Source organism: Paenibacillus sp. EKM206P, assembly GCF_011066155.1.
Taxonomy (GTDB): domain Bacteria; phylum Bacillota; class Bacilli; order Paenibacillales; family Paenibacillaceae; genus Paenibacillus; species Paenibacillus polymyxa_D.
Genome location: NZ_JAAMNQ010000002.1, coordinates 353,315 through 379,152 on the forward strand (window position 1 = coordinate 353,315; position 25,838 = coordinate 379,152).

Annotated in this window: 23 protein-coding genes and 1 pseudogene; 17 read left to right on the forward strand and 7 right to left on the reverse strand. The window is 46.8% G+C overall.

The window, feature by feature from the left end; translation table 11 throughout:
- Positions 1–53: 53 nt before the first annotated feature.
- The 3 genes and pseudogenes from G9G53_RS05300 to G9G53_RS26805 all read left to right on the forward strand — a co-directional run.
- Complete coding sequence (locus G9G53_RS05300) at positions 54–1,415, forward strand: MFS transporter (protein WP_165145898.1); 1,362 nt, start codon at positions 54–56, stop codon at positions 1,413–1,415.
- Between the two features lie 62 nt (positions 1,416–1,477).
- Entirely contained in the window at positions 1,478–2,068 is a 591-nt protein-coding gene (locus tag G9G53_RS05305; protein ID WP_165145901.1) for a GNAT family N-acetyltransferase, read from the forward strand.
- Positions 2,069–2,199: 131 nt separating this feature from the next.
- A pseudogene (locus G9G53_RS26805) lies at positions 2,200–2,867 on the forward strand (cation:proton antiporter); the annotation flags it as partial.
- Between the two features lie 159 nt (positions 2,868–3,026).
- Here the strand turns inward: G9G53_RS26805 and G9G53_RS05315 are convergent.
- A complete protein-coding gene (locus tag G9G53_RS05315; protein WP_029518658.1) occupies positions 3,027–3,662 on the reverse strand; it encodes an NAD(P)-dependent oxidoreductase in 636 nt (211 codons plus the stop codon).
- A 260-nt stretch (positions 3,663–3,922) separates the two neighbouring features.
- Between G9G53_RS05315 and G9G53_RS05320 the strand changes: the two genes are divergently transcribed.
- From G9G53_RS05320 to G9G53_RS05335, 4 genes are all read left to right on the forward strand, one after another.
- Entirely contained in the window at positions 3,923–4,876 is a 954-nt protein-coding gene (locus G9G53_RS05320) for an alpha/beta hydrolase (protein ID WP_165145904.1), read from the forward strand.
- A 205-nt stretch (positions 4,877–5,081) separates the two neighbouring features.
- A complete protein-coding gene (locus tag G9G53_RS05325; RefSeq protein WP_165145907.1) occupies positions 5,082–5,639 on the forward strand; it encodes a glycerol-3-phosphate responsive antiterminator in 558 nt (185 codons plus the stop codon).
- Between the two features lie 56 nt (positions 5,640–5,695).
- Entirely contained in the window at positions 5,696–7,186 is a 1,491-nt protein-coding gene (gene glpK, locus G9G53_RS05330) for a glycerol kinase GlpK (RefSeq protein ID WP_165145910.1), read from the forward strand.
- Positions 7,187–7,379: 193 nt separating this feature from the next.
- On the forward strand, positions 7,380–9,083 hold the full coding sequence (locus G9G53_RS05335; protein ID WP_069010982.1) for a glycerol-3-phosphate dehydrogenase/oxidase: 1,704 nt from the start codon (positions 7,380–7,382) through the stop codon (positions 9,081–9,083).
- 149 nt (positions 9,084–9,232) lie between these two features.
- Here the strand turns inward: G9G53_RS05335 and G9G53_RS05340 are convergent, their stop codons facing one another.
- Together G9G53_RS05340 and G9G53_RS05345 are read right to left on the reverse strand one after the other, a co-directional pair.
- Positions 9,233–9,910, reverse strand: a complete 678-nt coding sequence (locus tag G9G53_RS05340; RefSeq protein ID WP_029518653.1) for a CidB/LrgB family autolysis modulator — start codon at positions 9,908–9,910, stop codon at positions 9,233–9,235.
- Positions 9,907–10,278: a CidA/LrgA family protein gene (locus G9G53_RS05345; RefSeq protein ID WP_165145913.1), complete on the reverse strand. Its 372-nt coding sequence runs from the start codon at positions 10,276–10,278 to the stop codon at positions 9,907–9,909. The genes G9G53_RS05340 and G9G53_RS05345 overlap by 4 nt, the downstream gene beginning before the upstream one ends.
- Positions 10,279–10,409: 131 nt before the next feature.
- On the opposite strand from G9G53_RS05345, the gene cidR reads away from it, so the two are divergent.
- Positions 10,410–11,297, forward strand: coding sequence for a cidABC operon transcriptional activator CidR (cidR, locus tag G9G53_RS05350; RefSeq protein ID WP_328801165.1), 888 nt, complete (start codon positions 10,410–10,412; stop codon positions 11,295–11,297).
- Positions 11,298–11,380: 83 nt separating this feature from the next.
- Here the strand turns inward: cidR and G9G53_RS05355 are convergent, their stop codons facing one another.
- Both G9G53_RS05355 and G9G53_RS05360 read right to left on the reverse strand, forming a co-directional pair.
- The gene (locus tag G9G53_RS05355; RefSeq protein ID WP_013312483.1) at positions 11,381–11,554 is read right to left on the reverse strand and encodes an aspartyl-phosphate phosphatase Spo0E family protein; all 174 of its coding nucleotides are present in this window, start codon (positions 11,552–11,554) and stop codon (positions 11,381–11,383) included.
- Between the two features lie 134 nt (positions 11,555–11,688).
- On the reverse strand, positions 11,689–12,765 hold the full coding sequence (locus G9G53_RS05360) for a diguanylate cyclase (RefSeq protein WP_165145916.1): 1,077 nt from the start codon (positions 12,763–12,765) through the stop codon (positions 11,689–11,691).
- Between the two features lie 169 nt (positions 12,766–12,934).
- Between G9G53_RS05360 and G9G53_RS05365 the strand changes: the two genes are divergently transcribed.
- Genes G9G53_RS05365 through G9G53_RS05375 form a run of 3 tightly spaced genes read left to right on the forward strand, consistent with a single transcriptional unit; the run spans position 12,935 to position 16,452 of the window.
- The gene (locus G9G53_RS05365; protein WP_165145919.1) at positions 12,935–15,307 is read left to right on the forward strand and encodes an ATP-dependent DNA helicase; all 2,373 of its coding nucleotides are present in this window, start codon (positions 12,935–12,937) and stop codon (positions 15,305–15,307) included.
- Positions 15,297–15,806 carry a MarR family winged helix-turn-helix transcriptional regulator gene (locus tag G9G53_RS05370; protein WP_104497668.1) on the forward strand — a complete coding sequence of 170 codons (510 nt, stop codon included), beginning with the start codon at positions 15,297–15,299 and terminating at the stop codon, positions 15,804–15,806. The genes G9G53_RS05365 and G9G53_RS05370 overlap by 11 nt, the downstream gene beginning before the upstream one ends.
- Positions 15,807–15,843: 37 nt before the next feature.
- The gene (locus G9G53_RS05375) at positions 15,844–16,452 is read left to right on the forward strand and encodes a pentapeptide repeat-containing protein (protein ID WP_165145922.1); all 609 of its coding nucleotides are present in this window, start codon (positions 15,844–15,846) and stop codon (positions 16,450–16,452) included.
- 81 nt (positions 16,453–16,533) lie between these two features.
- On the opposite strand, the gene G9G53_RS05380 is transcribed toward G9G53_RS05375, so the two are convergent.
- The gene (locus G9G53_RS05380; protein ID WP_165145925.1) at positions 16,534–17,127 is read right to left on the reverse strand and encodes a hypothetical protein; all 594 of its coding nucleotides are present in this window, start codon (positions 17,125–17,127) and stop codon (positions 16,534–16,536) included.
- A gap of 210 nt (positions 17,128–17,337) precedes the next feature.
- On the opposite strand from G9G53_RS05380, the gene G9G53_RS05385 reads away from it, so the two are divergent.
- The gene (locus G9G53_RS05385) at positions 17,338–18,294 is read left to right on the forward strand and encodes a nucleoside hydrolase (RefSeq protein WP_013312477.1); all 957 of its coding nucleotides are present in this window, start codon (positions 17,338–17,340) and stop codon (positions 18,292–18,294) included.
- 139 nt (positions 18,295–18,433) lie between these two features.
- On the opposite strand, the gene G9G53_RS05390 is transcribed toward G9G53_RS05385, so the two are convergent.
- Positions 18,434–19,618: a GAF domain-containing sensor histidine kinase gene (locus tag G9G53_RS05390; protein ID WP_165145928.1), complete on the reverse strand. Its 1,185-nt coding sequence runs from the start codon at positions 19,616–19,618 to the stop codon at positions 18,434–18,436.
- Positions 19,619–19,990: 372 nt separating this feature from the next.
- On the opposite strand from G9G53_RS05390, the gene G9G53_RS05395 reads away from it, so the two are divergent.
- Genes G9G53_RS05395 through G9G53_RS05415 form a run of 5 tightly spaced genes read left to right on the forward strand, consistent with a single transcriptional unit; the run spans position 19,991 to position 25,827 of the window.
- Positions 19,991–20,596 carry a hypothetical protein gene (locus G9G53_RS05395; RefSeq protein WP_069010977.1) on the forward strand — a complete coding sequence of 202 codons (606 nt, stop codon included), beginning with the start codon at positions 19,991–19,993 and terminating at the stop codon, positions 20,594–20,596.
- A complete protein-coding gene (locus G9G53_RS05400) occupies positions 20,580–21,104 on the forward strand; it encodes a hypothetical protein (RefSeq protein ID WP_165145931.1) in 525 nt (174 codons plus the stop codon). The genes G9G53_RS05395 and G9G53_RS05400 overlap by 17 nt, the downstream gene beginning before the upstream one ends.
- A 2-nt stretch (positions 21,105–21,106) precedes the next feature.
- Positions 21,107–21,484, forward strand: a complete 378-nt coding sequence (locus tag G9G53_RS05405; protein ID WP_029518643.1) for a DUF4280 domain-containing protein — start codon at positions 21,107–21,109, stop codon at positions 21,482–21,484.
- Between the two features lie 51 nt (positions 21,485–21,535).
- Positions 21,536–24,391, forward strand: a complete 2,856-nt coding sequence (locus G9G53_RS05410; RefSeq protein WP_165145934.1) for a phage baseplate assembly protein V — start codon at positions 21,536–21,538, stop codon at positions 24,389–24,391.
- Complete coding sequence (locus G9G53_RS05415; protein ID WP_165145937.1) at positions 24,388–25,827, forward strand: discoidin domain-containing protein; 1,440 nt, start codon at positions 24,388–24,390, stop codon at positions 25,825–25,827. Before G9G53_RS05410 ends, G9G53_RS05415 begins: the two co-directional genes overlap by 4 nt.
- Positions 25,828–25,838: the final 11 nt, after the last annotated feature.

Below are 25,838 nucleotides of genomic sequence, written 5' to 3' on the forward strand. Positions count from 1 at the left end.
AGAATGTTCTTATTGCTAAAAAAAGCTGAAAATGAGAGCAGGGTGAGTAGATAATGAAGGAAAAGAAAGAACTGCAATCCGCGCCTAGCATTTGGCGCAATGGCCGTTTTCGGCGGATGTTTGCGGCACACACGGCTGCTTCCTTTGGCGATTGGTTTGATGCTATCGCCATTCAGGTGCTTGTTGCCTACCGCTGGGAAGCTGACCCTATGCTGATTGCGCTGATTCCGGTAGTGATGGCGCTACCGGGTCTGCTGCTCGGTTCTATCGCGGGCACGTTAGCTGACCGGGTACACAAGGCCCGGCTGATGATCGTCTGCGATGCAGCTATTGCCTTATTGACGCTGGCCATTCTCGCCGTCCCAGGTCCGGTGTGGCTGCTGCCTTTGCTCGGTCTACGCGCGGCGGCTGGCGTATTTCAAATGCCTTCACAGCAAGGCTTGACCCGCACGGTAGTCGCCAGCGACGACCTGTTTCGGGCGACCTCGCTGAATGGGTTGGTCAATCAGGCCTCCAAAGTGGCAGGGCCATTACTGGGCGCTATGACCTTGACTGTGTTGTCTCCCCAGGCATGCATTATTCTCAATGCATTGCTGCGCCTCTGTTCCGGACTGCTGCTGTGGCCGCTGCGCGGAATCGGTCCGGCGCTGGTCAGCGCAGACCAACAAGCTGTTGCAGCCGAGCAGCAAGGAAAGTCGGCTACGCATACAGCGCCTGAGGCTGATGAAGTCCAAATGCGGGAGGAGCATGTTCGCGCATCTCGTTTTTTCAACCAATGGCGTGAGGGCTGGGCGTTCTTATGGCGCAGTCGAATGCTTTTGCATACGCTCATATTCGGACTTTTCGGCTTAATCGCCATTCTCATGATCGACTACCAGTTCCCTACATTGCTGCGAGTGCTCGCTCCGGGTAATGAATCGCTGCTTGGCTGGCTGGTTTCAGCCATTGGTGCTGGCGCCGTCGGTTGCATGCTTGCGCTTAATCGCTTGAATCGCATAAGCGCAGGCTGGGGGCTCGGTGGTGGATATGTGCTGGTTGGCGGAGCAATTGCTGCTTTAGGCTGGGCGCAGCCCGGAACAGGATGGCCAGTCCTACTTATGATCGGGGCTGTGCTGGGCGTGGGCAATGGCCTGTACATTATCACCCAGAACTATATATTACAAGCCAAAACCCCTGCCGATATGGTAGGACGCGTCTTCGGTATCCAAAGTACCGTGATTGGAGCAATCATGGTCGTTTCGCCGCTTGCCGGGGGAGTATTGATCCGAATAGCAGGGGCGGGAACGGCTTTTGTCTGGATCGGGATGACTGTTGGAATCTTGGGCTTGGCAGGCCTGCTGCTTCAATCCGTAATTTGGCGCGAGTCCCTCGCTGATTCTAGCCTGACTACGGAGCAAAATGCAGACCCTGCGTAGTCGAACTTGCGCAATAATTTGCTTTGATTTTCGTCATTCATATTTTTAGCAGGGGAGAGATCATGATGACTCAACAAACTTCAGCCTCAGAGCCTGTGGCACGGTTACTTGAAGGATCACGGGTGTACTTGCGTCCCGTTAACGTAGAGGACACCGAGCTATACTATAATACATTGTTCCATCAGGATGTGCGGAGGCTGACAGGCACACAACGAAGCTTTACCAAGGATCAAATTGCCCGTTATATTGAAGCTAAAGGACAGGATGCCTCAAGCTTGTTGCTGTTGATTGCGCTTCGCGAAGATGATCGTGTCATTGGGGATATAGCCCTGCAGGATATGGACAGCCTGAACCGCAGTGCTAACATCCGTATTGCGATCAATGAGCAGGGAAATCAGGGGAAAGGTTACGGCACTGAAGCGCTTGTACTCATGCTGGGTTACGGATTCGGTATCTGTAATCTGCATCGGATTGAGCTGAATGTATTTGATTTTAATGAACGTGCCATTCGTTGCTATGAAAAAGTAGGCTTTCAGCGCGAAGGTGTGCAGCGGGATGCTTTATTCTACAATTATGAATACCATGATTCGATCCTGATGAGTATGCTGGACCACGAATACCGCAACCGCTATGTGAAAAAAGCAGACAATTGATTCAACACGTTTACACGGGTTTGCAGAAGAGATAAAATTGCTTGTTTGCGCAAATATGACAGACAACATCAAATGAATATATGAATTTACTGAAGGAGCCTGTCACCAAGGCTCCTTTATGTCTTTTTTAGGGGAACCTGCTGCTGATGTTCATTGCTGGACTGGAGACGGATCTGGATCAACTTCGACGTAATTGGAAGCCTGCGGTAGCTGTGGCGGTTGGAGGCATTATTTTACCGCTAATTTGTGGTTTTGGTGTAGGGAAGCCTTTGGATTCTCGGTGCATGAAGGCTGGTTTCTAGGAATTTGGGTGCGCAGTGCTGGATGATGTGCTTGTCGTGGTGCTGCTAGCGGTAGTAATGAATATATTCGGTATGGGTGGAGAAACTTCGCTGGGACTTCTTGTTGGCAAAAGGCTAGTTTTCTTCGTCGTAGCTACGGATTAAATGTTTCCTTTGAGGGAGTAGGGCAGCAGCTCGGATTTGTTGTTGTTTTGACACTGATTGCGCTGGTGACGAAGTTAGTGGGAGGAGGCCTCGGCGCGCGGCTGACGGGCTTCAATAACCGTTCTTCTCTTGCGATTGGCTCCGGTATGATATCACGTGGCGAGGTCGCACTTATTATTGCAGCTACCGGTCTACAGTCGGGTCTGTTGGCACAGCAATATTTTACATCCGTGATCATTGCCGTCATTTTGACAACGTTGGCTGCACCTCCAATTCTCAAGCTGTGTTTTAGCGATAAGAGGGAGACTTCCGCTCACGATACAGAAAAGAAGGCCAGCATTGATAAGTTGTAATGAGAGTATCAACAGGTCATAACAAAAAGACCCTTCGGGTTCAGTTTCTCATAGTGTGCATGGAAAGTCCGATTTTAGAGTAGAGCGGACTTTCCATGCAGCATGAGAACATGGGCGAAGGGTCTTTTTTATGCTAAATGTGCTGCAAGAATAGAGAAATTAGGACTCGGACACCACTGTGAAGCGTTGGTTCAGATGTTGTGGTTTTTCGATTTCGTCCACTACGGCAACTGCATAATCTTCGTAACTGACATAGCTTGCACCTTTGGAATTAACCAACAGTGTGTCTTTTCCTACTTGGTAAGAGCCTGTACGTTTACCCAGTGCAAATTCCGCAGAAGGGCTAATAAAGGTCCAGTTCAGGTCGCTGGTACCACGCAAAATTTCCAGGTTTTTTCCTTGGTTGTTGGCTGTTGGATATACGAAATCAGGGAAGCCAGGAGCGTCTTTTACCAAAAGTGTTTGGGATTCATCAGTGAACAAGCTGCCTGCACCACCTACGACAATCAGGCGAGTACCGGATACATTACGCAGGGCTTCGATCAGTACGTTACCTGCATCGACATGCAGATGCTCTTGTCCGAGTGGAGCGGCAAATGCATTAACAACTACGTCAAAACCTTTCAGATCATCTGTTTTCAGATCAAAAACGTCTTTTTGTACCACAGTAGCACGACTTTCTGTTACTTTGGACGAGTCACGGACGATGGCGGTTACTTCATGCCCTCTGTCTAATGCTTCTTTTACGATATTATTTCCTGCTTTACCGGTTGCACCAATAACTGCAATTTTCATAATAGATAGCCTCCTATAAATATGATGTGGATGATTCATTCGTTTGATCGTAAGTGTACTCAGTGCATTTACGAACTTTAATATGTAACTATTATAGTTACAATATAAAATAAAAGTCAAGCTCTTCTGTTGGGCAAACTAAAGTCCTCCGATTGGAAAGAGAGGAACTCGTTTAAATATATAAGGTAAAACTGAATGAGCAAACTTAAGCCAAAATGGATATATGTAGACCACAGAAAAGAAAGGAAGAGTGAATCGATATGAGTAAAAAAGTACAGCTTGAACCCGCAGCACAGAAATTTGCAGACGATAATGCCAAGCCTCCGTTTCTATATGATTTGGGTCCTGAAAAAGGACGTGAAACGGTCAATGAGGTTCAATCCGGCCCAGCAGACAAACCTGCCGCAGATGTAGAAGATCTAACTATTCCAGGCGGGCCTGGCGGTGAGGTGAAGGTCAGAATTGTTCGCCCACAACAGGTGACAAGCGATCTCCCGGTCATTGTATATATTCACGGAGCAGGCTGGGTATTCGGTAATGCTCATACGCATGATCGCCTGATTCGTGAATTGGCAGTCGGCTCACAGGCAGCAGTTGTATTTCCAGAATACAGCTTGTCCCCTGAAGCTAAATATCCGACGGCGATTGAGGAAATTTACGCGGTCGTTCAATGGGTGGCACAGCACGGACGCGAGCATGGGCTGAAGCCCGATACGCTGACGGTAGCCGGAGACAGTGTGGGCAGTAATATGACGGCGGCCGTAACGCTGCTGGCCAAAGAACGTAGCGGCCCTACCATTCGCCAGCAGTTGCTGTTCTATCCAGTGACGGATGCTTCCTTTGACACAGAATCATATCATGAGTTCGCCACAGGATATTTCCTGAGCCGCGAAGGGATGCAATGGTTTTGGGATCAATATACGACGGATCCCAACGAACGAGCGCAGATCACGGCGTCCCCATTACGTGCCACCACAGAACAGCTCGAAGGGCTACCACGTGCGCTGGTCATTACAGGTGAGGCCGATGTGCTGCGCGATGAAGGCGAGGCCTATGCGGACAAGCTACGTGAAGCGGGGGTGGATGTGACCGCTGCACGCTTTCAGGGCATCATCCACGACTTTGTGATGCTGAACCCATTGTCTGAAACCGCGGCCAAGCGCGGTGCGATCATGCTCGCTACCTCATGGCTGCGCCAAGGGTTTGAGGGCTAGTACACTATAGAGCATTTTAAGGGTGTCGTCGTGTGATTTGATCCAGTTCTTTGAATGATTAGGCTGTCTTCTTCCTGCTGACATCTATTGCAGGGAAGGCAGCCTTTATACATATCTGCAATGAAACCGCTTCACGTTCGTCGAACAGAGTGATAATATAAAATTTGAACGAGTTTGACCGACATTCAGCCTAAGGGGGATATCCATGCCATTTCAGGGACAACGCATTTTACCTGCAGCTAAGCATATGAAGCAGCTGGAGGGTATTTTGGACAGTTTTTATGAGTATGCGGTTTTTCTAGATACGCATGTAGCGCAGCTGCGTAGCCTGTACCAGATGGCTAGAAGTCGCAGCAAGCAAATGCTCCTGCATGCCGATCTGGTGCAAGGCTTGAAGAATGACGAGTATGCGGCTGAATATTTGTGTCAGGAAATTAAGCCATTTGGGATTATTTCGACCCGGTCCGGGGTGATCGCAACTGCTAAAAAGAAAGGAATTCTTGCTGTACAGCGGGTGTTCCTGCTCGATACGATTGCACTGGAAAAAAGCTACGCGCTGGTAGAAAAAACGCGTCCGGATTATATTGAGGTGCTGCCCGGTGTTGTTCCACCGATGATTAAGGAGGTCAGCGAACGCACTGGCATTCCTATTTTGGCAGGCGGACTTATTCGCACCCCTGAGGATGTGGAAGCAGCGTTGGCCGCGGGAGCTACAGCAGTTACGACCTCCAATAAACAGCTGTTCGAACACTATAAGCAATAGCTTTTATTTGTATCAAGTGGGTAACCATACATAATAAGCAAGGAGGCTGGGAAACGATGGAGCAATACATTCTTGCCTTAGATCAGGGCACAACCAGTTCGCGGGCCATCTTGTTTGATCGGCAGGGAACAGTGGTATACAAGGCACAACGGGAGTTCCCACAGTATTTTCCCCAGCCCGGGTGGGTAGAGCAAAACGCCAATGAAATATGGAGCTCTATTTTGGCCGTCATCGCCTCCTGCTTGTCAGAATCAGGTGTGAAAGCCAGCCAAATTGCCGGGATTGGTATTACGAATCAACGGGAAACCGTAGTAGTGTGGGATAAACATACGGGTCTGCCTGTATATCATGCACTGGTATGGCAGTCACGGCAAACAGCCGGGATCTGCGAGGAATTGAAAAGCCGTGGATTTGATCATATTTTTCATAGCAAAACGGGACTACTCATTGATCCCTACTTTTCTGGCACCAAGGTCAAATGGATACTCGACAACGTCGAAGGGGCACGAGCTCAAGCGGAGCGTGGGGATTTGCTGTTTGGTACGATTGATACCTGGCTAATCTGGAGATTGTCTGGTGGTAAAGCACATGTAACAGACTACTCCAATGCGGCCCGCACACTCATGTACAACATTTATGAGCTAAAATGGGATGAGGAGCTGCTGGATATTCTCGGCGTTCCTGCGTCTATGCTACCAGAGGTGAAATCATCTTCTGAGATATATGCGCATACGGTGGATTATCACTTTTTCGGACAGGAAATCCCTATTGCCGGAGCGGCAGGCGATCAACAAGCAGCTCTGTTCGGTCAGGGATGCTTCGACAAAGGTATGATTAAAAATACATACGGTACGGGATGCTTTATGCTGATGAATACCGGAGATGAACCCTGTGACTCGGGACATGGACTGATTACGACCATTGCATGGGGGCTGAATGGTCAGGTGAAGTATGCGCTGGAGGGCAGCATTTTTGTAGCCGGATCTGCTATTCAGTGGCTGCGTGATGGGTTGCGTATGTTCCGCGAAGCCAAAGATAGTGAAGCGTATGCGGCGCGTGTGACCTCCACAGAAGGGGTATATTTTGTCCCGGCCTTTGTGGGTCTGGGCAGCCCGTATTGGGATAGTGACGTGCGCGGTGCGACATTTGGTTTGACGCGGGGAACGACCAAGGAGCACTTTATACGAGCGGTACTGGAATCGCTGGCCTACCAGACTAAAGATGTCCTAACTGCCATGGCGAGCGATTCGGGTGTACCTGTGCGTTCATTGCGTGTAGATGGAGGTGCAGTGATGAACGAGTTCCTGATGCAGTTCCAGAGCGATATTCTCGATCTGCCAGTAGAACGACCTGCTGTGAACGAGACAACTGCACTCGGTGCGGCGTATTTAGCAGGACTGGCAGTTGGGTTCTGGAGCAGTTTGGATGAGGTCCGGGGGTATGCGCAAAGTGATCATACCTTTACTCCGTCCATGAGTGAAGACGTGCGGGCTGATCTTTATGGTGGCTGGAAAAAGGCAGTTCATGCCGCAATGGCGTTTAAGTAGCAGGCAGATTTCCCTTTTCATAGCGTATCGTGTGTGCTACGATATAGATAAGTTAATACTCGTCAGGAGACTTGGAGAGACCATGAACCGCTCGGCATCCGCCGCAGCGATGTTCGTGGTCTTTTTTTGTACCTTATGATGAGTCGGTTGGCAGATTGCATCGTGAATATATACAAAGCTGGAGGGATACATGATGGGAGAACAGGGATTTGCTGCGCAGGAGAGAACCGCTGTCTTGGAACGTATGGGACATGAGCATTTTGATATATTAATCATTGGCGGCGGCATTACAGGGGCGGGTATTGCGCTGGATGCGGCGGATCGTGGTTTGAAGACAGCATTGGTGGAGATGCAGGATTTTGCAGCAGGTACGTCCAGCCGCTCGACCAAGCTAGTGCATGGGGGTCTTCGTTATTTGAAGCAGTTGGAAGTTAAGATGGTAGCTGAGGTGGGGAAGGAGCGGGCAATTGTATTCGAAAATGGTCCACATGTGACCATACCGGAGCGTATGTTGCTTCCTTTTCACAAGGGCGGCACGTTTAACGCATTTACCACCTCTATCGGGCTGCTGGTATATGATTTCCTTGCTGGTGTTAAGCGTAGTGAGCGCCGTCGTATGCTGGACATCCAGGCTACACTAGAGCGCGAGCCTTTGCTGAAGCGTGATGGACTGAAGGGAAGCGGCAGCTATGTGGAGTATCGTACAGATGACGCTCGCCTGACGATTGAGGTCATGAAGGAAGCTGTTACACGAGGGGCGCTGGCGGTGAACTATGCCAAGGCTGACAAGCTGCTGTATGACAAAGGACGAATAAGCGGTGCAAGCGTAACGGACCGGGTAACGGGAAAACCATACGAAATTCGAGCTTCGCTGGTTATTAATGCAGCTGGACCATGGGTAGACACGCTACGGGAAATGGATCGCTCCAAGGAGGGTAAGGTGCTACGCCTGACGAAAGGTATTCACCTAGTGTTCGATGCTGAGCGCTTTCCGCTCAAACAGGCAGTGTACTTCGATACACCGGATGGACGCATGGTATTTGCCATCCCGCGTGATGGAAAAACTTATGCAGGTACGACTGACACGGTGTATGAGGGGGATACGGCGCATCCCCGGATGACCGTCGAAGATCGGGCGTATGTGCTTCAAGCGATCAACGGAATGTTCCCGGATGTGAAGCTGACTGTTACGGATGTAGAATCCAGTTGGGCAGGGGTACGGCCGCTCATTTATGAAGACGGTAAAAGCCCTTCAGAAATTTCACGTAAGGACGAAATTTGGGAATCCCGCTCAGGTCTGATCACGATTGCAGGCGGCAAGCTGACGGGCTACCGGAAAATGTCCGAACTCGTCGTGGATCGTGCGGTACGGGAGCTGGGGGGCTTGCATGGGCAGAGCTTCCGGGCATGCCGCACCAGACACATCCCGATTTCGGGTGGCAGCGTAGGCGGCTCGGCGGGCTGGGACGCGTACGTAGGTAAGCAAACCGCAGCAGGTGTTGCACTCGGCCTGTCGCCTGAAACGGCTAGAGCATGGGCAATCCGCTATGGCTCCAACACAGAGCGGCTGTTTGCGATAGCGGCACGCAGCATGAAGGAGACTACCGAGAAGGAAGCGGCACTGCCTGTGGAAGTGCGTGTCCCGCTCCTGTATGCGATGGAACAGGAAATGACGGTGACACCGTCTGATTTTTTCATACGGCGAACGGGAGCACTTTTCTTCCAGATTGACGAGGTGAAGCGCTGGAAACAGCCTGCCATCGCATGGATGTCCGAACATGTAGGCTGGAGCGCCGCGCAAGAACGACAATATACGGCTGAGCTGGATGCTTACCTGTATGAAGCTGTAACGCCTTTAGAGGTAGAGGTGAAACAAGGTGACGTTAAAGCCATCTAATAGGAACGAGGATGCGTATCCTTTACCGCTCCGCTTCTCTACCATCGTTTCGTTCTCACCGCTGCTTTATGCGGAAAAGGGGCCTACAAAACAAAAGCAGCGATTCTCTATTTTTAAGAGAATCGCTGCTTTTGTTGTATGCAGATTGTTTACAGCATCAAGTGGAACAGGAACGGGGCGGCTGCCAAGGTAAAGAGAGCGGCGAGCACCATCGAGATGCTGGATATCGTCCCCGTCAGCAAACTGAACTCGAATGCTTTGGAAGTGCCCGTACCATGAGCACCGGTACCGAGCAGTACCCCACGGGAGACTTCATTTTCGATACGGAACAGTTTTACAATCACTGGACCGATAATAAGACCGCTCAATCCGGTCAGAATAACGAATACAGCTGTGACCGTCGGATTGCCGCCAATCGTTTGCGATACATTCATCGCAATGGGTGTCGTAATGGAGCGAGGAATCAGGCTGCTCAGCAGCGAAGAATTCAGGTGCATCCACTTGGCAAGCGCCATGGAGGACAACACGGCTACAACAGATCCAGACAGCACGCTAAGCACGATTTGGGTAGCGTGTTTTTTTAACACTGGGAAATATCGGTACAAAGGGACAGCAAATGCAATCGTAGCTGGCTGTAGCAGCATGGACAGCAAGTGGGCGCCCGAATTATAAGAACGGTAATTCACACCCGTCAGCGTCAAAATCAAAATGATAACAACAGGTGTAATGAGCAATGGAGACAAATACACCTTGGGCAGTGTGCGGTACATGCGTTTGGCCATCCAGTAAATAGCGAGTGTCAATACAATACATAGAAGACCGATCATGATGATTTATGCTCCTTTCGTTTACCAAGCAGACTGGCGACCATACCTGTGCAGGCCATCACCAGAAAGGTGCCGAGCAACACGACCAGCATAATGCTCATACCATCGTGTTCCAGCATCGGCCAATAATTCATGACGCCGACAGCGGAGGGAATAAAGAATAATAGCAGCTCGGCCAGCAACCAGTTTGCGCCAACTTCAATCCAGCTTAGCCGGACCAAGCCGGTTTGCAGCAGAATAAAAAGGATTAGCATACCAATGATACTACCGGGTATAGGCAGGTGGAGCCAGGAGACTACCGCGTTCAGGATGAGCGAAAAGGCCATCAGGACGGCGATCTGGAGGGCACCGCGTATGAAGCTTTTCATATATAATGACTCCTATCTTTGTGATCGGTTATTTTCAAACTGTAATGAAATTTTACATCACAAGCTTTCATGAGTAAAATGCATATAAAGAATATAATCTATTCCGTTTATCTATGGGAGAAGGTGTAGCTTTGGATATCCGACATTTACAATATTTTTTGGAAGTCGCGCGGTTGCGTAGCTTTACAAAGGCAGCCCAGAGCATGTTTATTACCCAGCCGACGATCAGTAAGACGATTAAAAGTCTAGAAGATGAACTGGGGGTCGCTTTGTTCGACCGAATTGGCAAAAGAATCGAATTGACGGACGCGGGAAAGGTCATTGAGCTTCAGGCACAAGCAATTGTAAAGTCCTTTCAGAGCCTGTCCTCGGAGCTGAGTGATTTGATGAACCTGAAAAAGGGACATATCCGTATTGGCCTGCCCCCTATGGTCGGATCGAGCTTTTTTCCGCGTGTCATTGGAGAATTCCATAAGGCATATCCTGATGTGACCATTCAATTATTTGAGGACGGGGCGAAGAAAGTGGAACGGGACGTAGAAGCCGGGGCATTGGATATCGGGGTGATCGTGCTGCCCGCAGTTGGAGATATGTTTGAGACATTTCTGTTTGTGGAGGAAAAGCTGAATTTGCTCGTTCATCCTACGCATGCATTGGCAGAGTGCAAGGAGGTACCGTTATCTGCGTTGGCGGAGGAGGCATTTGTACTGTTTCGTGAGGATTTTACGCTGCATGACCGTATCATTGCGGAATGTGTTCGTGCCGGCTTTCAGCCGCGTGTAGTGTACGAAAGCTCACAATGGGATCTGATTAGCGAAATGGTTGCTGCAAACCTGGGAGTAGCTCTGTTGCCGGAGGCCATTTGCCGAGATCTGGATTCTGAGCGCTTGCGTGTTCTTCCATTGGTAGACCCCGTCATTCCTTGGCATTTGGGGATGATTTGGCGGAACGATCGCTACCTGTCCTTTGCCGCCAGAGAATGGATATCGTTCACACAGCAATTGTTGCGGACGGAATAGGGCGGGAAGTAGTCAGTCCGCGAGAAGGTGAGTACGATGCAGAATAAAAAAGCTGCCCTGAGGGGCAGCGATGTAGCTTGCTTCTATGAGTGTGTTTGGTTTATTGCACGCTTGGTGTGAAGGTACTTGTCCATAATACGGTCAAGTCTGGAGGATTTGTCCAATACACGTTCATCTTTTAATCCGTGTAAGTCAGCCATGCGATTCAGTTCACGGCGTTCTTTTTCCATGAGTTTTTCCAATTGTTCGAGGTTCACAAAGCCCACCCCCCATGTCGATTGTAAGGCATGTCTCCACTAGCGGCAGAAGTTTTTTTGATAACGATGTTATTTCCATTTTACCACTTTTTATTAACAATAATCCAGCTTTCCTGATATTTAGCGACTAATATCTATGGTTTTGCCAGTTCTACCCGATTGCGTCCTGATCGTTTAGCTTCATACAATGCCTCGTCTGCTTTTTCCAATAAACGCCTCGATGCAATAACAGGAGAGCTGCCTGCCCCGATGGATACGGTTAAGGAGAGTATGGTTCCGTCATTCAAGAGAAAACATTCATTTTCCACAGCTTTCCGAATCTTCTCGGCAAAGTTTGCCGCCTTTTCAGTATCACAGTCTCCGAGTAGAATTGCGAATTCCTCTCCGCCCTTACGGGAGGGATATGCTCTTGTTGTAGATTCCCGATTTAACAAAATTCCCAGTTGGCTTAAGACTGCGTCTCCGTTCAAATGGCCATACGTATCATTAATTTTTTTAAAGTGGTCAATATCTAGCATCACAAGTCCAAAAGGCTTTTTTGTAGCCTTGGAAGTATGAATTACCTCTTCGAACAGTGCATCAAAAGCACGCGGACTGTATAACCCGGTTAAATGATCTCGATTTGCAGCTTCTTCCAGTAGATGAATGGCCCGCTCAGTTTTTTTGATATGATGCATCATAAAATAGGCGAACAAGCCGCCAAGTGTCTTAATGGTTGTGAATATAATAATAGATCCATAATGGGGATGACTAGCCACATAAAAAGTGGCTAACAGCGACACAACTGTAGATCCAAGCACGGCTGACATCCATTTGCTGAGTTTTAGGATTTTTTCTCGAATAAAGGTAAGGGAAACGGCCAGTGTCATGATGCCATTGACCGTAGCAATCAGGGAAACCTCTGTCCAACTGCCAGTGATGTAAATACGGTACAGGATAATGATCAGGGTGGTTAGCAGACCGGATACCGATCCTCCCATATAAACAGATACGATAATCGCCAATTGGCGCAGATCGACCACAAAATTCCCGGGGATCCATAAACCGGCCATCATTAAAAGAATACCAAACAAGCCCAACATTAAGCCGTTTATTACCCGATGTATATATCTATGTTTTTCCAGGTAACGTTCGTATTTTCGTAAAAGCAAATTTCCAAAGAATAAGAAGCTCGTTAATAACGCAAAATTGTTAATTAATTCTTTTAACATATCCCTATCCTTTATGCTGTAATGAGAGTTGTAGTATCGTGGGGAATAAAGCAAAAGGCCTCGTTTCTATATTTCGGTAAAAAGTAGGCATGAGTGAATACCAATCGACCATTAAACGATTCTTCTGTCCCTTACGTTTCGTTTATCTACGTGGTACAGTGAAAGGACTATGACCGGAACGGGTGATCGTATGAAGGAACCAATTCACATATCGGTGCGTCCACTTGTGGAATATGTGCATCGGAGCGGCAGCATTCATAGCGGCTTTCGATCGAATAGCAGTATGCTCGAAGGAACTCGCGTGCATCAGGTTATCCAGAAAGGTTACAAGGAGCATGACCGCAAAGAGGTACATTTACGTACAGAAATTCAGTATAAGGACGAATTGTTTATCATTGAAGGCCGCTGTGACGGACTGATTGAGCTGGATGGCGTATGGACGGTCGATGAAATTAAATCGATCTCTTTGCCTCTCGAAGATATTCAGGGTGACGGTCAACCCGTACACTGGGCGCAAGCATTTCTGTATGCCTATATGATTGCTCGTGAGGAACAACATCATTCCATGCAGGTCCAGCTTACTTATGTGCAGGCACACAGTGAAGACATTCGCCGATTTAGGCGCGAGCTATCCTTTACTGAGCTGGAAGCTTTCGCGCAGGAGATGATTGCTGGTTATGCACCGTATGCATTCCTGCTGAGAGCACATGCGGAAAAGCGGGATGCCAGCATTGCTATGTTGGACTTTCCCTTTGACACGTATCGTTCGGGTCAGCGAACGCTCGCGGGTTCGGTGTACAAGACGATTGCCGAAGGGGTTAACCTGTTTGCCAAAGCGCCTACGGGTATCGGTAAAACGGTATCCACTTTGTTTCCCGCGATCAAGGCGATCGGTGAGGGGCAGGTTAGGCGAGTATATTATGTAACGGCTCGTACCACCACTCGGGCAGCAGCCGAAGAAGCTTATGCCAGAATGCAGGCCCAAGGGCTGCACATGCATGTGGTGAGTTTGACTGCGAAGGATAAAATTTGCTTTAAGGATGAAAATGATTGTGATGCTGGATCATGCAGCATGTGCGAGGGCTATTACGACCGGATCAACGGTGCGGTATCCGATATTTTGGCGAATGAGACGTTAATGACTCGATCGGTGATTGAGCATTATGCGCGCAAGCATAAGGTGTGTCCCTTTGAATTTTCGCTGGATGTGGCGTATGCCTCGGATGGTATAATCAGTGATTATAATTATGTTTTTGATCCACGGATTTCTCTGAAAAGATTGCTGGAGGAGCACAAGCGAAAAGGTGTCGTACTGGTGGATGAGGCGCATAATCTGGTAGAACGCGGCCGGGACATGTTTTCGGCGGAAATTTTGAAATCTTCTTTTTTGGAACTGAAACGAGAATTTAAGTTGCTAAGCTCGGAGATTGCTGCGGCTGCGAGTGCAGTGAACGCACATATGATTACGCTGCGCAAGCAATATGCAGACACAGGAAAAGCAGTGGAGACAGTAGCGCCGCAAGAGGTGCTGGAGCTGCTGGTGCCTTTTGTGGAAGCTGCTGAACGTGAACTGGTAACGGGGAGTAGTACAAGTCGCGCAAGCAGTGAAAGTACGGCCTACGCATTGCTTCTGGATACGTATTTTACCGCTCAGAATATGCTGCGAATTGCTGCTTTATATGATGAACGGTACGTTACTTATGTGGAAGCGGGACGCAGTGAAGTGAGGGTCAAGCTGTTCTGCCTCGATCCTTCTCACTTGCTGGGACAAGCTATTAAGGGCTACCGCTCAGCCATTTATTTTTCCGCGACGTTGACACCGCTTGCTTATTACCGGGACATGCTCGGAGCAAGTGAGGAAGATTATACGTTACAGGTTCCTTCCCCTTTCCATCAGGAGCAATGGGATGTACGTCTGCTGCCGCTCTCCATCCGTTATCGGGATCGTGAGCGTTCCAAAGGGGCGATTGCGGATATGCTGGCTGCATTGGTTGTGGAACGCAAAGGAAATATGCTTGTGTTTTTCCCGTCCTATCCATACCTGCGTGAGGTATATGAGGAGTTCATGCTTCGGGACGTGTCCGCAAATACGTTGGTACAAAGTCCGGGGATGACCGAACCAGAGCGGGATCGATTCCTAGAGGCCTTCCAGCCTGGGCAAGAGCACACCTTGCTTGGCTTTGCCGTATTGGGTGGTGTGTTTGCTGAAGGTGTTGATTTACCCGGGGATCGCTTAAATGGGGTAGTCGTCGTCGGCGTTGGCTTGCCGCAAATTGGAGCAGAGCGAGATGTGCTGCGGGATTACTTTTCGGAACAGGGACGGAATGGTTTCAACTATGCGTATGTATATCCAGGGATGAACAAGGTTCTTCAGGCAGGTGGCAGGCTTATCCGCACAGAGCACGACGAAGGATTGCTGGTCCTGGTAGATGATCGTTTTGCCAAGGAGCCGTATGCTTCTTTGCTGCCAGATGAATGGAAAAGCTACCGTTTGACGGAGCAAGTGGGATTAAGGAAGGAATGGATAGACTATGAATTTTAATTTTCATAATGACTCCATACGCGGGGTGCTGCGTAGCTTTGGACATGAAGATGCCGACTTAGATAATATAGAGACTTTTGTGACATTTGCGCGCTTGGCTAACGGTATTTTCAGAGAAATGGATACAGATTTGACCAAGTTGGGGGCTTCTCAGGGTCGGATTATTGTGCTTAGCCTGTTGCATTGCCACTCTCCGCATCGCATGACACCGTCAGAGTTGGCGGAAAAGGCTGATGTGACGCGTGGAACCATGACGGGGTTGATCGACGGATTAGAGCGAGATGGCATGATTGAACGTGTGGCTCATGAGAGTGACGGACGGATGGTGACTGTCGGATTAAAAGAGGCAGGACGAGAGCTATTAAGCAAGATAGTCCCTTATTACACGAAGCTGATTCGGTCGTGTATGTCCGAGTTTACGCCGCAAGATCATAAGATGATGAAGGGGTTACTGGGAAAAATGAAAGGCGGTTTTGAGCGGTCCTTGCCGAAATGCTGAGTTCCTAATATAGGGGATAAAGAATAGGAGAGAGAACATGTTCTTTTATACAGATGAGGTCTATGAAGGCCGTGATTTTGGATCAATGGATGCCAGAGAAGGCGAGTGGAGAAATTGTGAGTTTACCCGATGTCGCTTTCGGGGTGTAGAGATGAATGAGTCTCTCGTGGAAGGCTGTACTTTTGTGGACTGTGATTTTACCGGAGCCATTCTGAATGCATCTCACTACAAGGAGTCGGCCTTTACCAATTGTTTGTTCACCAGCGCCAATCTGTTTGTAGTCCGGTTTGATAACTGCAAGCTGGTAGGTTCAGATTTTGCGGGGGCGAATATGGATGGTATCACAATTACGGGCGGAGACTGGTCTTATACAAATTTGCGTCATGCAGATTTAAGAAAACAAGATTTGCGAAAAATACGATTCAAGGAAGCCGACCTATCCGAATGCAATTTGGAAAAAGCAGATTTGCGAGAGGCTGATCTTAGCCGGGTAAGACTGCACAAAGCCCATCTTCAAGGAACAGACCTGCGCGGTGCGAAGATGGATGGTGTGAATTTTAAAGATCTGGACATCACCGGAGCCAAGTTGGATATCGAGCAGGCAGTAGCGGTGGCTCGCTCCTATGGAGCCAAGGTAGAAGGCTAAAAAGCACGGGATACCGATGCTGGTTTTGATCTGGAGTACCCCGTGCGGGTGAAATGGACGGTTGATTCGAAATTGAAGGACTTAATCTTTAGTGGATGCCGGCAGTAGTGGAATTGCTGCTTCCGGGTTCTGGTTTGGCAAATGATCAATTCCCACAGGCTCTAGAGGCTGCTGTGGAACCGTCCAGTTGCGCGCGATATCTACGGCAGTTCGCTGTTCCAGCAAGCGTTTGGCTACTTCATAACATTGATCGACATGCCGATTGCCAATGGTTCGCATAGCAGTAAAGCCAATTGCCGCGGCTAGCCCTTGCCCCAGAAGGGGAACAAACTTGCTAACCTGCTTGGTAGCGATCCGAATGCCCATCTTTTGCAAAATCTGCACGATAACTTCACGGGTGATGAGTCGCCCAATCAGCTTGCTGCCAATCGAAGTGATAAAACCATACACCATGGATTTGGTTTCTGCGTCCAGACCTTCCAGCTGCTTCTCAGATAATCCGAACTTTCCATTAATGGCTGGCAGTAGCTGCATCAAAATGCCAACATCAGCAAGAACGTCAGCCCCTGGAACTGGAACTAATACCGCTCCACCCGAAGCCGCAGCTCTTTTTGTCACCATGGATTTACACTCTTTACGGATCTGCTCCAACTCTTCTATTGTTTGGGCTGTCATATGCATCTCTCCTTCATACGCTTCCGATTAGGACCCATGATTCTACCCTGTTATTACACACATTTCTACCTATCTTAAGCATGGCGCAAGCAAAAAATCCCTGATTCACGCACTATCGCACATTTACTCCTGTGAAGCGATCAGGCATAATGAAGGGTGGTTGCCGATAAGAACAAGCCTGCTTACGGGGATAAAGGAAGGAAGAGACAGATGAGTCAGACAAACGTTTATTTTAATCATGATGGTGGAGTGGATGATCTAGTATCCCTTTTTATGCTGCTTCAGATGGAGCAGGTTCATTTGACCGGAGTATCGGTGATTCCAGCAGATGGTTATCTGGAGCCTGCGACGGATGCCAGCCGTAAAATTATTGATCGTTTTGGACAAAATAAAGGGCCTGTGGAAGTCGCAAAGTCTAATTCACGCGGTAAAAATCCGTTTCCTGCCGCTTGGCGTTTACATTCCTTCTATGTGGATGCATTACCCGTACTGAATGAATCGGGGCGTATGGAAGCACCGCTTTCATCCCTGCCAGCTCATCAGCATCTGATCGAAAAGGTACGCGGAGCTGAAGGCAAAACGCTGTTGCTATTCACTGGACCGCTAACCGATCTGGCGCGGGCGCTGGATGAAGCACCGGATATTGAAGCAAAGATTGAAAAGCTGGTATGGATGGGCGGCACCTTTGAAAAAGGGAATGTGGAAGAGCCGGAGCATGACGGCACAGCAGAGTGGAATGTATTCTGGGACCCAGAAGCGGCATATCGGGTGTGGCAAAGCGGCATCACGATTGATCTGGTAGCGCTGGAAAGCACAAGCAAAGTACCATTAACTCCAGCAGTACGCAATCGTTGGGCTGCCGAGCGCCGATATGAGGGTGTGGATTTCCTAGGCAACTGCTACGCGGGATGTCCGCCGCTCGTCTATAGCGAAACGAACTCAACCTACTACTTGTGGGATGTACTGACCACTGCATCCGTAGGACGCCCGGACATTGTCAAGAAAAAGACGGTGCATTGCAGCGTGATCGCAGAAGGGCCAAGTCAGGGCAGAACGGTGGAACAGGCGGATGGACGTCCTGTGAATCTGGTGTATGATACAGACCCGGAAGCCTTCTTTACGTATATGGCGGATTTGGCCAAACTGGCTGCTCCCAAACGTTACTAAGTCTGGCAATGTACAGACGTGCGGCATAGGGCGATAATACTGCCTAGTGAGACGTACCCATAACATAAAGCCCGTGAACGTTATGCGTCACGGGCTTCTATTGCATGATATCTCTATATATCACAAGCTAATCTCTGTTTCAGGCAGACTCCTGGTATATTTTCAGGGTGAATTGGAGCGTTATCTCCGTCCCGCTACCAGGTTCACTCCTCCCTGTCATCTTACCCTTCATTCGTTTTAATAGATGTTTGGTAATCTGCCAACCCAAGCCTGGATTACCATATGAGGGGGAGTATCCACGGTCATGTTCAAGCCACAATTTCAATTTATTCGGAGATATACCGATTCCAGTATCCTTCACCTTTAATTCCAGTTCAACCTCAGGTGCATCGGTCACAGATCGGGTGGTTGCAGATAAAGTGACGGCTCCTGTGCTTGTAAACTTCACTGCATTATCTACCAAATTAATCAGCACACGGCGAATTTTAGCCTCATCCCCGATAAAAATAGGTGAGCTGGTGAGATTCCAGTCAAGCTTCAACTCTAGATTCCGCTGTGCGGCTACCTCTGTATACAGACTCAATACATTTTCCATCATCGTTCTCAGATCAAACGGATCTTCAATATCATCGATCTGCCTGGACTCTATATTGCTGTAATCCAAAATATTACTCAACAACGTCATAAGCGAGCGACTGCTCGACTCCATGATGCTCATATATTGCTGTTGTTCCTCTGTTAACTCTGTCGTCAGCATGAGGTCGGTGGCTCCCCATATTTCGGTTAGCGAAAACCGAATTTTATTACTCAGGGAAGAGATCAAATCCAGCTTGCTCAGGGCAGAGATCTCAGCATCTATCTTTTCTTTCTCCAGTTCCACCACATAACCCAGAAATACAGCCATAGCCTGTAGGGCCTTCAATTCGGATTCTGTCAAATGTACAGATGGTGCGTCCAAGATACAAATGGTTCCGTAAGCCTGACCATTTTTCATGCGAATAGGGATTCCTGTAAATGAGTGGTTTCCCATGGTTTTAGTCACATCTAAATCGCATGTGTGCGGGTGAATAGTCGTTTCTGAAATCGTGAGGTGATCCGCAGGATGATCCAACACCAGACTGCAATAGCTAAGCTCAAAAGGGAGCACATCCCCTTTCTTAACGAGTATCTCTTCCCGGTTAAATGAATCAACGATTACATTCGTAATCCCATCATTAGCGGCAATAAAAATGGTGTTTACATGTAGAATATCACTTAGCACATCAATGACGTGCGCGGTAGCCTCTTGAATACTATTATAAAAACCTGTAGGTGAAGTAGTCATGTATCTCCAATCCTGATGCAAAGTGGTGGTTATCCAAAAACTTTAGCAGTTTGTGTATCCCATTCTCGATCCTCTGAATGTGCTTTTGGAGCGTATTGTTAATTATACATGATTATTTCATTATAAACCGATCTTTCTACTTCCATTTACCTATTCGCTTGCGCAAACCTTCATTTTTTAGGTCTAATGCTAGCCTTTCTGGGAAGGTTTTTGTTTGTATTATTACACATTCACGAAAATATATGATTATTTTCATTCTATTTTCATGAATTCATATGTAATCTCATGATATGAAAATTGTGTAATAAAATAGGAGGATAGAACCAGTAATATCATGTAAATATTCTATATAATAGGTTCAGAGGTGGAATTATGAATAGACAGGAAGCCCTAGAACACTTCCATAAGACCTATGCGGAAGATGTACTGAATGAGAAATTACATCAGGCAGCGTCTTTATATGAGCATAGAAAAGAGGAACTCATTTTTTCTTTTATTCAATCCTTTCAATCGATCTGCCTACAAGCCAATTTCACAGAAGTGGCCAAGACAAGGATCGGATACATTACTTATTCTATGAGGCGCACGTATCTGGTGGATCGCAACTATAACTATGTCGTCGAAGCCTATGATAAAAATTGGTTCTTTGATCCTCAACCTTGTTATGGAATCTATGATGCAGGCTGGGCATTCAGCTTTTTAGCAGAATTGGAGGATGAATTGAATCAGCTTCGAAAACCTTATATGAACAAGATTTTTCAGCCTGATGTGGAGCGATTTGTACTCCAGGCTGCAGGGGAATTTCATCAATATATTCTGAAATTAGCGAAAGATGCTATTCAGCAGGTTGTACATTTACCTGAATTCAAGGCCTTGAAATGTGAGGACGATTTGGAAGTAAGAATAGGGGAGTATAAAGGAATCAGTGAGGTGGTGTATTCAAGAGCTTATGGAGTACTACATGATTCAACAGGATAATCGTATTACGGAGTATATGTATCCAGTAGGGACGAATCGCCGGCAGTTATTGGAATGGGCAGAAAGCTCATCATGTGCCGATGAAGAATCTATTTTACAATTTTATGTATCAGGTGATGCGGACTATATTGATTTTATAGAGCATCCGTTACCCATCGTTTCGGAACAACTAAAGGAAATCTTTGATATATATCAAGCCGGATTAAGCTGGAAGTTAGTTGTTTTTGCCGATATGCAGCGAATGCAGCAAACAAGGTATTGGCTGGCAAATCCGCCTAGCCTGATGTGTTTATCACCACGCAGTGAATATCATAGGGACGGTACACTGAAGAAAATCATTTTAGATGAATATGCAGTCGAGAATCATAAAATATTCAGGGTTCAGGGTGCCAATCATCATATCATTGTAGACCTCGATGTGGCTGAATGTATTTTGAAGTTCAATCTGGCAGGCTTGAAATTACAAAAGGTCGATACAGAGGGGCCATCTATACAAAGGAGAGTCTAAGAATGAGTGAGAGCTATGTAGTGGATGGGGCACAGATACATTGCAGCTATGGAAGTCATACAGGAAGATTTAGTGTTTCAGCTAACAGGGGAATTAGTATTGGTGACAAACTACAAGGGAATATTCAGGATTTTCACCCGCAGACGCATATCCCTTCTTTCGGAATGTGTCGTAGTATGCATAATCCTGCAGTCTCTTCTGCTAACAAAGGGAATTCCGGGAAAATCATTCCGCAGTCCTGCAAACCGAGCGTTTCTATGCCTTGGTTGAATGGAAAAAAGGATGTATACGTAGATCAATCTCCGGCTCTGATGAGCTGCTCCACGAACTTATGCATGTGGTGTGGAAAAATCTCGTTCACCACAGACGGGCAGGAATAGTTAACAGATTGTAGGATTTGCATCACATGAAAAGCAACCGGGGGGAGTAAGATGGGACTGGCAGGAACTGTGCTGACTTATGGAAATATTAAAGTAAATGCACCGTATGAGATTATCAGGCTGCTTGATTTTGAATTGACACAGAAGATAAATGAGCACGGCAAGGTGTACATTACTGCTCTCATACCGGATGAGGACCATGCGAAGTATGACGGTTTAGCACATGATGAGGATGTGCTAGAGGTATATGAGATGGATGAAGACCGAGGGACAGTTAGCATCTTTAAAGGAATCGTCACCAATATTAGAATTGCATTCAAAAATGGCGTATATCACATGTACATCGAGGCTGCCTCTTTTACATATCTGATGGATCAACAAAGGAAAAACCGTTCGTTTCAAAACGGCAAATTGACATATTATCAACTATTCCGCGAACTCATAGATGCCTATCCACATGGGGATTTTATTGACCTGACGGACAGCAATCAAAAGTTAGATGGCTTTACTATTCAGTATGGGGAGAGTGACTGGGAGTTTCTGAAAAGAATGGCTTCTCATCTACAAACTGGACTGATTGCCGAGATTACGTCCGTGTTCCCGAGACTATGGTTAGGTGCCTCAAAAGAACAGGTGAAAGGTGAACTGCGCAGCATTAACTTTTCCCTCCAAAAAACAAAGTCAGGCCCCCGGTATACATATGCTGAAGTGGAGGATACGAAGCGTTTTGAACTTGGAGATGTCGTCGTGTTTCGACGAAAGCATTGGGTTATTGATCAAATTCATGCAGAGATGAAGCAAGGTATTATGACATATGACTATGTTCTCGTTCCTGAAGAGGGTATTCCGAGGGAGGTCATACATAATCAGTTTATTAAAGGTACCTCTATTGAAGGGAAAGTTATTGATTTAAATAGTGAAAACGAATCCGTTAAACTTCATCTGTCCGTGGATTCCATGCAGTCCAAAGTTGAAGGGTGCTGGTTTTCTTACCCCACTATGTATACCGGAGATGGGATCGGTTGGCATTGCATGCCTGAGCTGGGGGATCATGTCCATTTGTATTTTCCATCTAACAAAGAAAAGGAGGCTCGTGTAGTTCAATCCCTGCGTAAGAGAGACTACAAAGGAGATGAAATCAGTCAACCGTCAAGAAAGCTATTTCATACCAAAACACAAAAAGTGGCGAGATTCGATGATAAGGAATTAGCCCTCTCCACCCAGAAAGACAAGATACTGGTACGCTTAAACCCTGCATCTGGTATTCATGTGTACAGCCATCACGATCTCACCTTTCACGCCGATACAGACCTAGTGCTGCATGGCAAAAAGGTACAGATGACCGCTACTCGCGAAATATCTCTGACGTGCAAAACTAGCTATATCCGAACCGATGGAGCACTTCATATCAAGGCTAGTAAGTTCATGAAAAATCAGGTACCTGATGCCGAACTGAAAGCTTATAAATCCCTGATTCAAGAATTGAAGGGAAAAGGGTATCCGCAATGGGTGCAGAATTTGCTGCTTCAATTTAAAACGGACTACTACAAAGCCGTGGCAGCCGGGGACAAAAAGGGGGCCAAGGAAGCAGCGGCCAAGGCCAAGCAATTGCGTCAGCAGGTGGCAGAAATAGATCGTATGCCTGCCTGGGCCAGAGCGCAAATGCATGAATACACGTCCCAGTGGTGGGAAGCGCATGGAGCCAACGACAAAGCCAAGCAAAAGCAGATGCATCTTCTCGCGAACCAACTGCGTGACAACGTGCTAATCAACGAGCTGATTCGTGGTCATTCAGCCAAATCCTATCTGGATGCGAATCGGCTGGAGGAGCTGTCTGGTCAATATTCAGATGCGGCCCATAAGCTGACCGCTGCCGACCAAAAGGCTATTGCTAAGGAAGCGGCTGCCCTGCGTAGTAAGTATGGCGTGAACAGCCTGCTTGCCAGAGATAATTTGAACAAGCTTGCCAAGAAGTATCCAGACAGCTTCTCGTACAAGCTACCAACTACAGGCGATTGGGATAAGGAGCTCAACGCCGCTTTGCATGATTTTGCGAAAAAATACGGCCTGGAAAATAAGGGCTATGGTCGTGATGTGCTCGCAGTGTACCTGCATCAAGTAGCCAATGGTATCCTTCCATGGCCTAAGGTTAGCAAGGCTGCAACGCCAACAATTCCAGCAACGACAACAACGAAAACAGAACCGGGCAAGAAGCCGCCGACTACTCCTGAAAAGCCGCAGAAGGAGGAACCGAAGCCATTAGATCCCGAGGATTATAAAGATGGATTGGTAGCGGTGAAAACGATTGAAAACTATATAGGTAGTAAGGGCATAAAAGGTAATCAGGCTCGAGCTCTGTACAGAATAAACGATTACACCAATAACAGTATCATTCAAAAGAAACTGTCTTCAAACCGTAAGGCACCCCTTGTGTTTTTCTTTGAAGGAGATGGCTCTTATAGTCACAAACAACTCGATCATCCAGAAGGTCGGTATGGAGCGATGGCTATTGTGGTGATAGACGGCGAGATTAAGTACACAAGTAAAAATGCTAGTACGCTTCCAGATTACGAGAGCAAGGATAAAACTGTTAAAGATGGAGTTTATGAATTTCTAGGGGGAAGACATCGGCATACTTATCCTGCTTTGCGTATTCGAAATGGTGGAATAGTTCCTGCTACCAAGGGAAGCCAAAAAAAGGATTGTACTGCAGATGGAATAAATATACACAAAGGCAACAATAACGATACTGTAGGTAGAGCGACTTCGACAGGTTGTATTACAGTTCATAAAGATGAGTATGTAAGATTTCTTATTTCAGTAGGTGTGATAGAGGACTCATTGGGAAATCATCCTAATGATATAAAAGGACTAGCTATTCTTGATCGGAAGGATAGAACAAAGTGAAGATAATCAGAAACATATTAATAATTATTTTTTTAATCGTGTTAGTAGCGTGTAATGCTTTTGCCAAAGACCCTACTGCCTTTTCTTCGAAAACGGTGGATGTGGCCTCAGAAGTGGTGAAATCATCTGATAAAACGGAGCTTGCTAAAGAGAATAGCAAGAAAGAATGGGCTTTAACTGTAGAAGAAGGCAAAGAAGATCCAGCAGAATTTTTGGTTCAGCTGGAAGGTTCAAAAGTTGAACGGTTCTTAAGTGCCGAGAAACTGATTAGTCTCCTGCAGTCGAAGGAGGATAAAGAGAAATATCGAGATTCCTATATAAGTGTAGGGAGAATCACAGATGATGGGAATCAAATCGCATTCGTATTAGATTTATTTAAAGAAGCAAGATTAATAATACAAATTTATGATTTAGATTCCGGTAACAAAGCAAATGAATTTGAGTTGCCTTATAACCACCCAGTAATTTCTTCTGATTTAACTAAGTATTTATATGAGAAAAAAGATAAAGCGTATATATATGACACGTTAACTGATCAATCAACAGCTATTCAATTAGATGGAAGTTCTATAGATGTAGACGATATTCATCAAGGACAATTTTCACCAGACAGTGCCCAGTTTTGTTTTACTGACAGCCAGCAGAACATTGTTGTATTTGATGTAGCAGATTATAGAATCCTTAAGAAAATCCATATCGATTCTGGTATGGCGATAGTCAACCAATGGGCTCAGAAGAATCAATTAATCTATTCTATTGACTCCATGTCTGTAAATAAAACGTACTTGTTAAATTTAAAAAATGGAGAGGAGCACCTTTTAGGCAAAGGGATGGGACGACCTTTAATGTCTCGTGATAGGTCGGAGTTATGGTTTGAGAAGTTAGACTCGCCGTCTAATTATAAACTGAATATAAATACAGGTTTAGAAAGTAAAGCCGCATCTATCACTATAGTTGATGGGAATATGGCAACACCTGTGCAGTGGTTTTATACTGCTAATGATTTTTCTAAATATGATAGTGAAATAAAAGTGAATCGAATTAAAGCTTCATCCAGTCTAGCAAGTAAAGGCACGCAGACTTATAATGCCAAAAATCTGTTGGATAGAGATACATCTACTGCATGGTGTGAAGGCGTGAAGGGCAACGGGGAAGGAGAAACTATACTGTTAGATCTGGGGTCATTACAGAAGGTAAAGGGGATCGAGTTGATTAACGGATATGCTAAATCTGAGAAAAGTTATCGAGAGAATAACAGAGTTCAAAAACTAAAACTGGAATTCTCAGATGGTTCCTCTCTAGAAATGAATGATTTTAACACACGTAAGAAATTTAAAGAGCCTATTCATACCTCATTTATTAAACTTACGATTTTATCGGTTGAACGTGGGGCGAAATATCAGGATACGTGTATATCTGATCTACGACTTTTCTAGCATTTCTAACA

Excerpts from the sequence above, each read along its gene's own strand:
- G9G53_RS05400 (WP_165145931.1), top strand. The coding sequence starts at position 20,580 with ATGATTCAACAGGATAATCGTATTACGGAGTATATGTATCCAGTAGGG.
- G9G53_RS05340 (WP_029518653.1), bottom strand. The coding sequence starts at position 9,910 with ATGATCGGTCTTCTATGTATTGTATTGACACTCGCTATTTACTGGATG.
- G9G53_RS05395 (WP_069010977.1), top strand. The coding sequence starts at position 19,991 with ATGAATAGACAGGAAGCCCTAGAACACTTCCATAAGACCTATGCGGAA.
- G9G53_RS05380 (WP_165145925.1), bottom strand. The coding sequence starts at position 17,127 with ATGACAGCCCAAACAATAGAAGAGTTGGAGCAGATCCGTAAAGAGTGT.
- glpK (WP_165145910.1), top strand. The coding sequence starts at position 5,696 with ATGGAGCAATACATTCTTGCCTTAGATCAGGGCACAACCAGTTCGCGG.
- G9G53_RS05390 (WP_165145928.1), bottom strand. The coding sequence starts at position 19,618 with ATGACTACTTCACCTACAGGTTTTTATAATAGTATTCAAGAGGCTACC.
- G9G53_RS05360 (WP_165145916.1), bottom strand. The coding sequence starts at position 12,765 with ATGTTAAAAGAATTAATTAACAATTTTGCGTTATTAACGAGCTTCTTA.
- G9G53_RS05365 (WP_165145919.1), top strand. The coding sequence starts at position 12,935 with ATGACCGGAACGGGTGATCGTATGAAGGAACCAATTCACATATCGGTG.
- G9G53_RS05345 (WP_165145913.1), bottom strand. The coding sequence starts at position 10,278 with ATGAAAAGCTTCATACGCGGTGCCCTCCAGATCGCCGTCCTGATGGCC.
- G9G53_RS05320 (WP_165145904.1), top strand. The coding sequence starts at position 3,923 with ATGAGTAAAAAAGTACAGCTTGAACCCGCAGCACAGAAATTTGCAGAC.
- G9G53_RS05300 (WP_165145898.1), top strand. The coding sequence starts at position 54 with ATGAAGGAAAAGAAAGAACTGCAATCCGCGCCTAGCATTTGGCGCAAT.
- G9G53_RS05385 (WP_013312477.1), top strand. The coding sequence starts at position 17,338 with ATGAGTCAGACAAACGTTTATTTTAATCATGATGGTGGAGTGGATGAT.
- G9G53_RS05405 (WP_029518643.1), top strand. The coding sequence starts at position 21,107 with ATGAGTGAGAGCTATGTAGTGGATGGGGCACAGATACATTGCAGCTAT.
- G9G53_RS05375 (WP_165145922.1), top strand. The coding sequence starts at position 15,844 with ATGTTCTTTTATACAGATGAGGTCTATGAAGGCCGTGATTTTGGATCA.
- G9G53_RS05410 (WP_165145934.1), top strand. The coding sequence starts at position 21,536 with ATGGGACTGGCAGGAACTGTGCTGACTTATGGAAATATTAAAGTAAAT.
- G9G53_RS05370 (WP_104497668.1), top strand. The coding sequence starts at position 15,297 with ATGAATTTTAATTTTCATAATGACTCCATACGCGGGGTGCTGCGTAGC.
- G9G53_RS05325 (WP_165145907.1), top strand. The coding sequence starts at position 5,082 with ATGCCATTTCAGGGACAACGCATTTTACCTGCAGCTAAGCATATGAAG.
- G9G53_RS05315 (WP_029518658.1), bottom strand. The coding sequence starts at position 3,662 with ATGAAAATTGCAGTTATTGGTGCAACCGGTAAAGCAGGAAATAATATC.
- G9G53_RS05335 (WP_069010982.1), top strand. The coding sequence starts at position 7,380 with ATGGGAGAACAGGGATTTGCTGCGCAGGAGAGAACCGCTGTCTTGGAA.
- G9G53_RS05305 (WP_165145901.1), top strand. The coding sequence starts at position 1,478 with ATGATGACTCAACAAACTTCAGCCTCAGAGCCTGTGGCACGGTTACTT.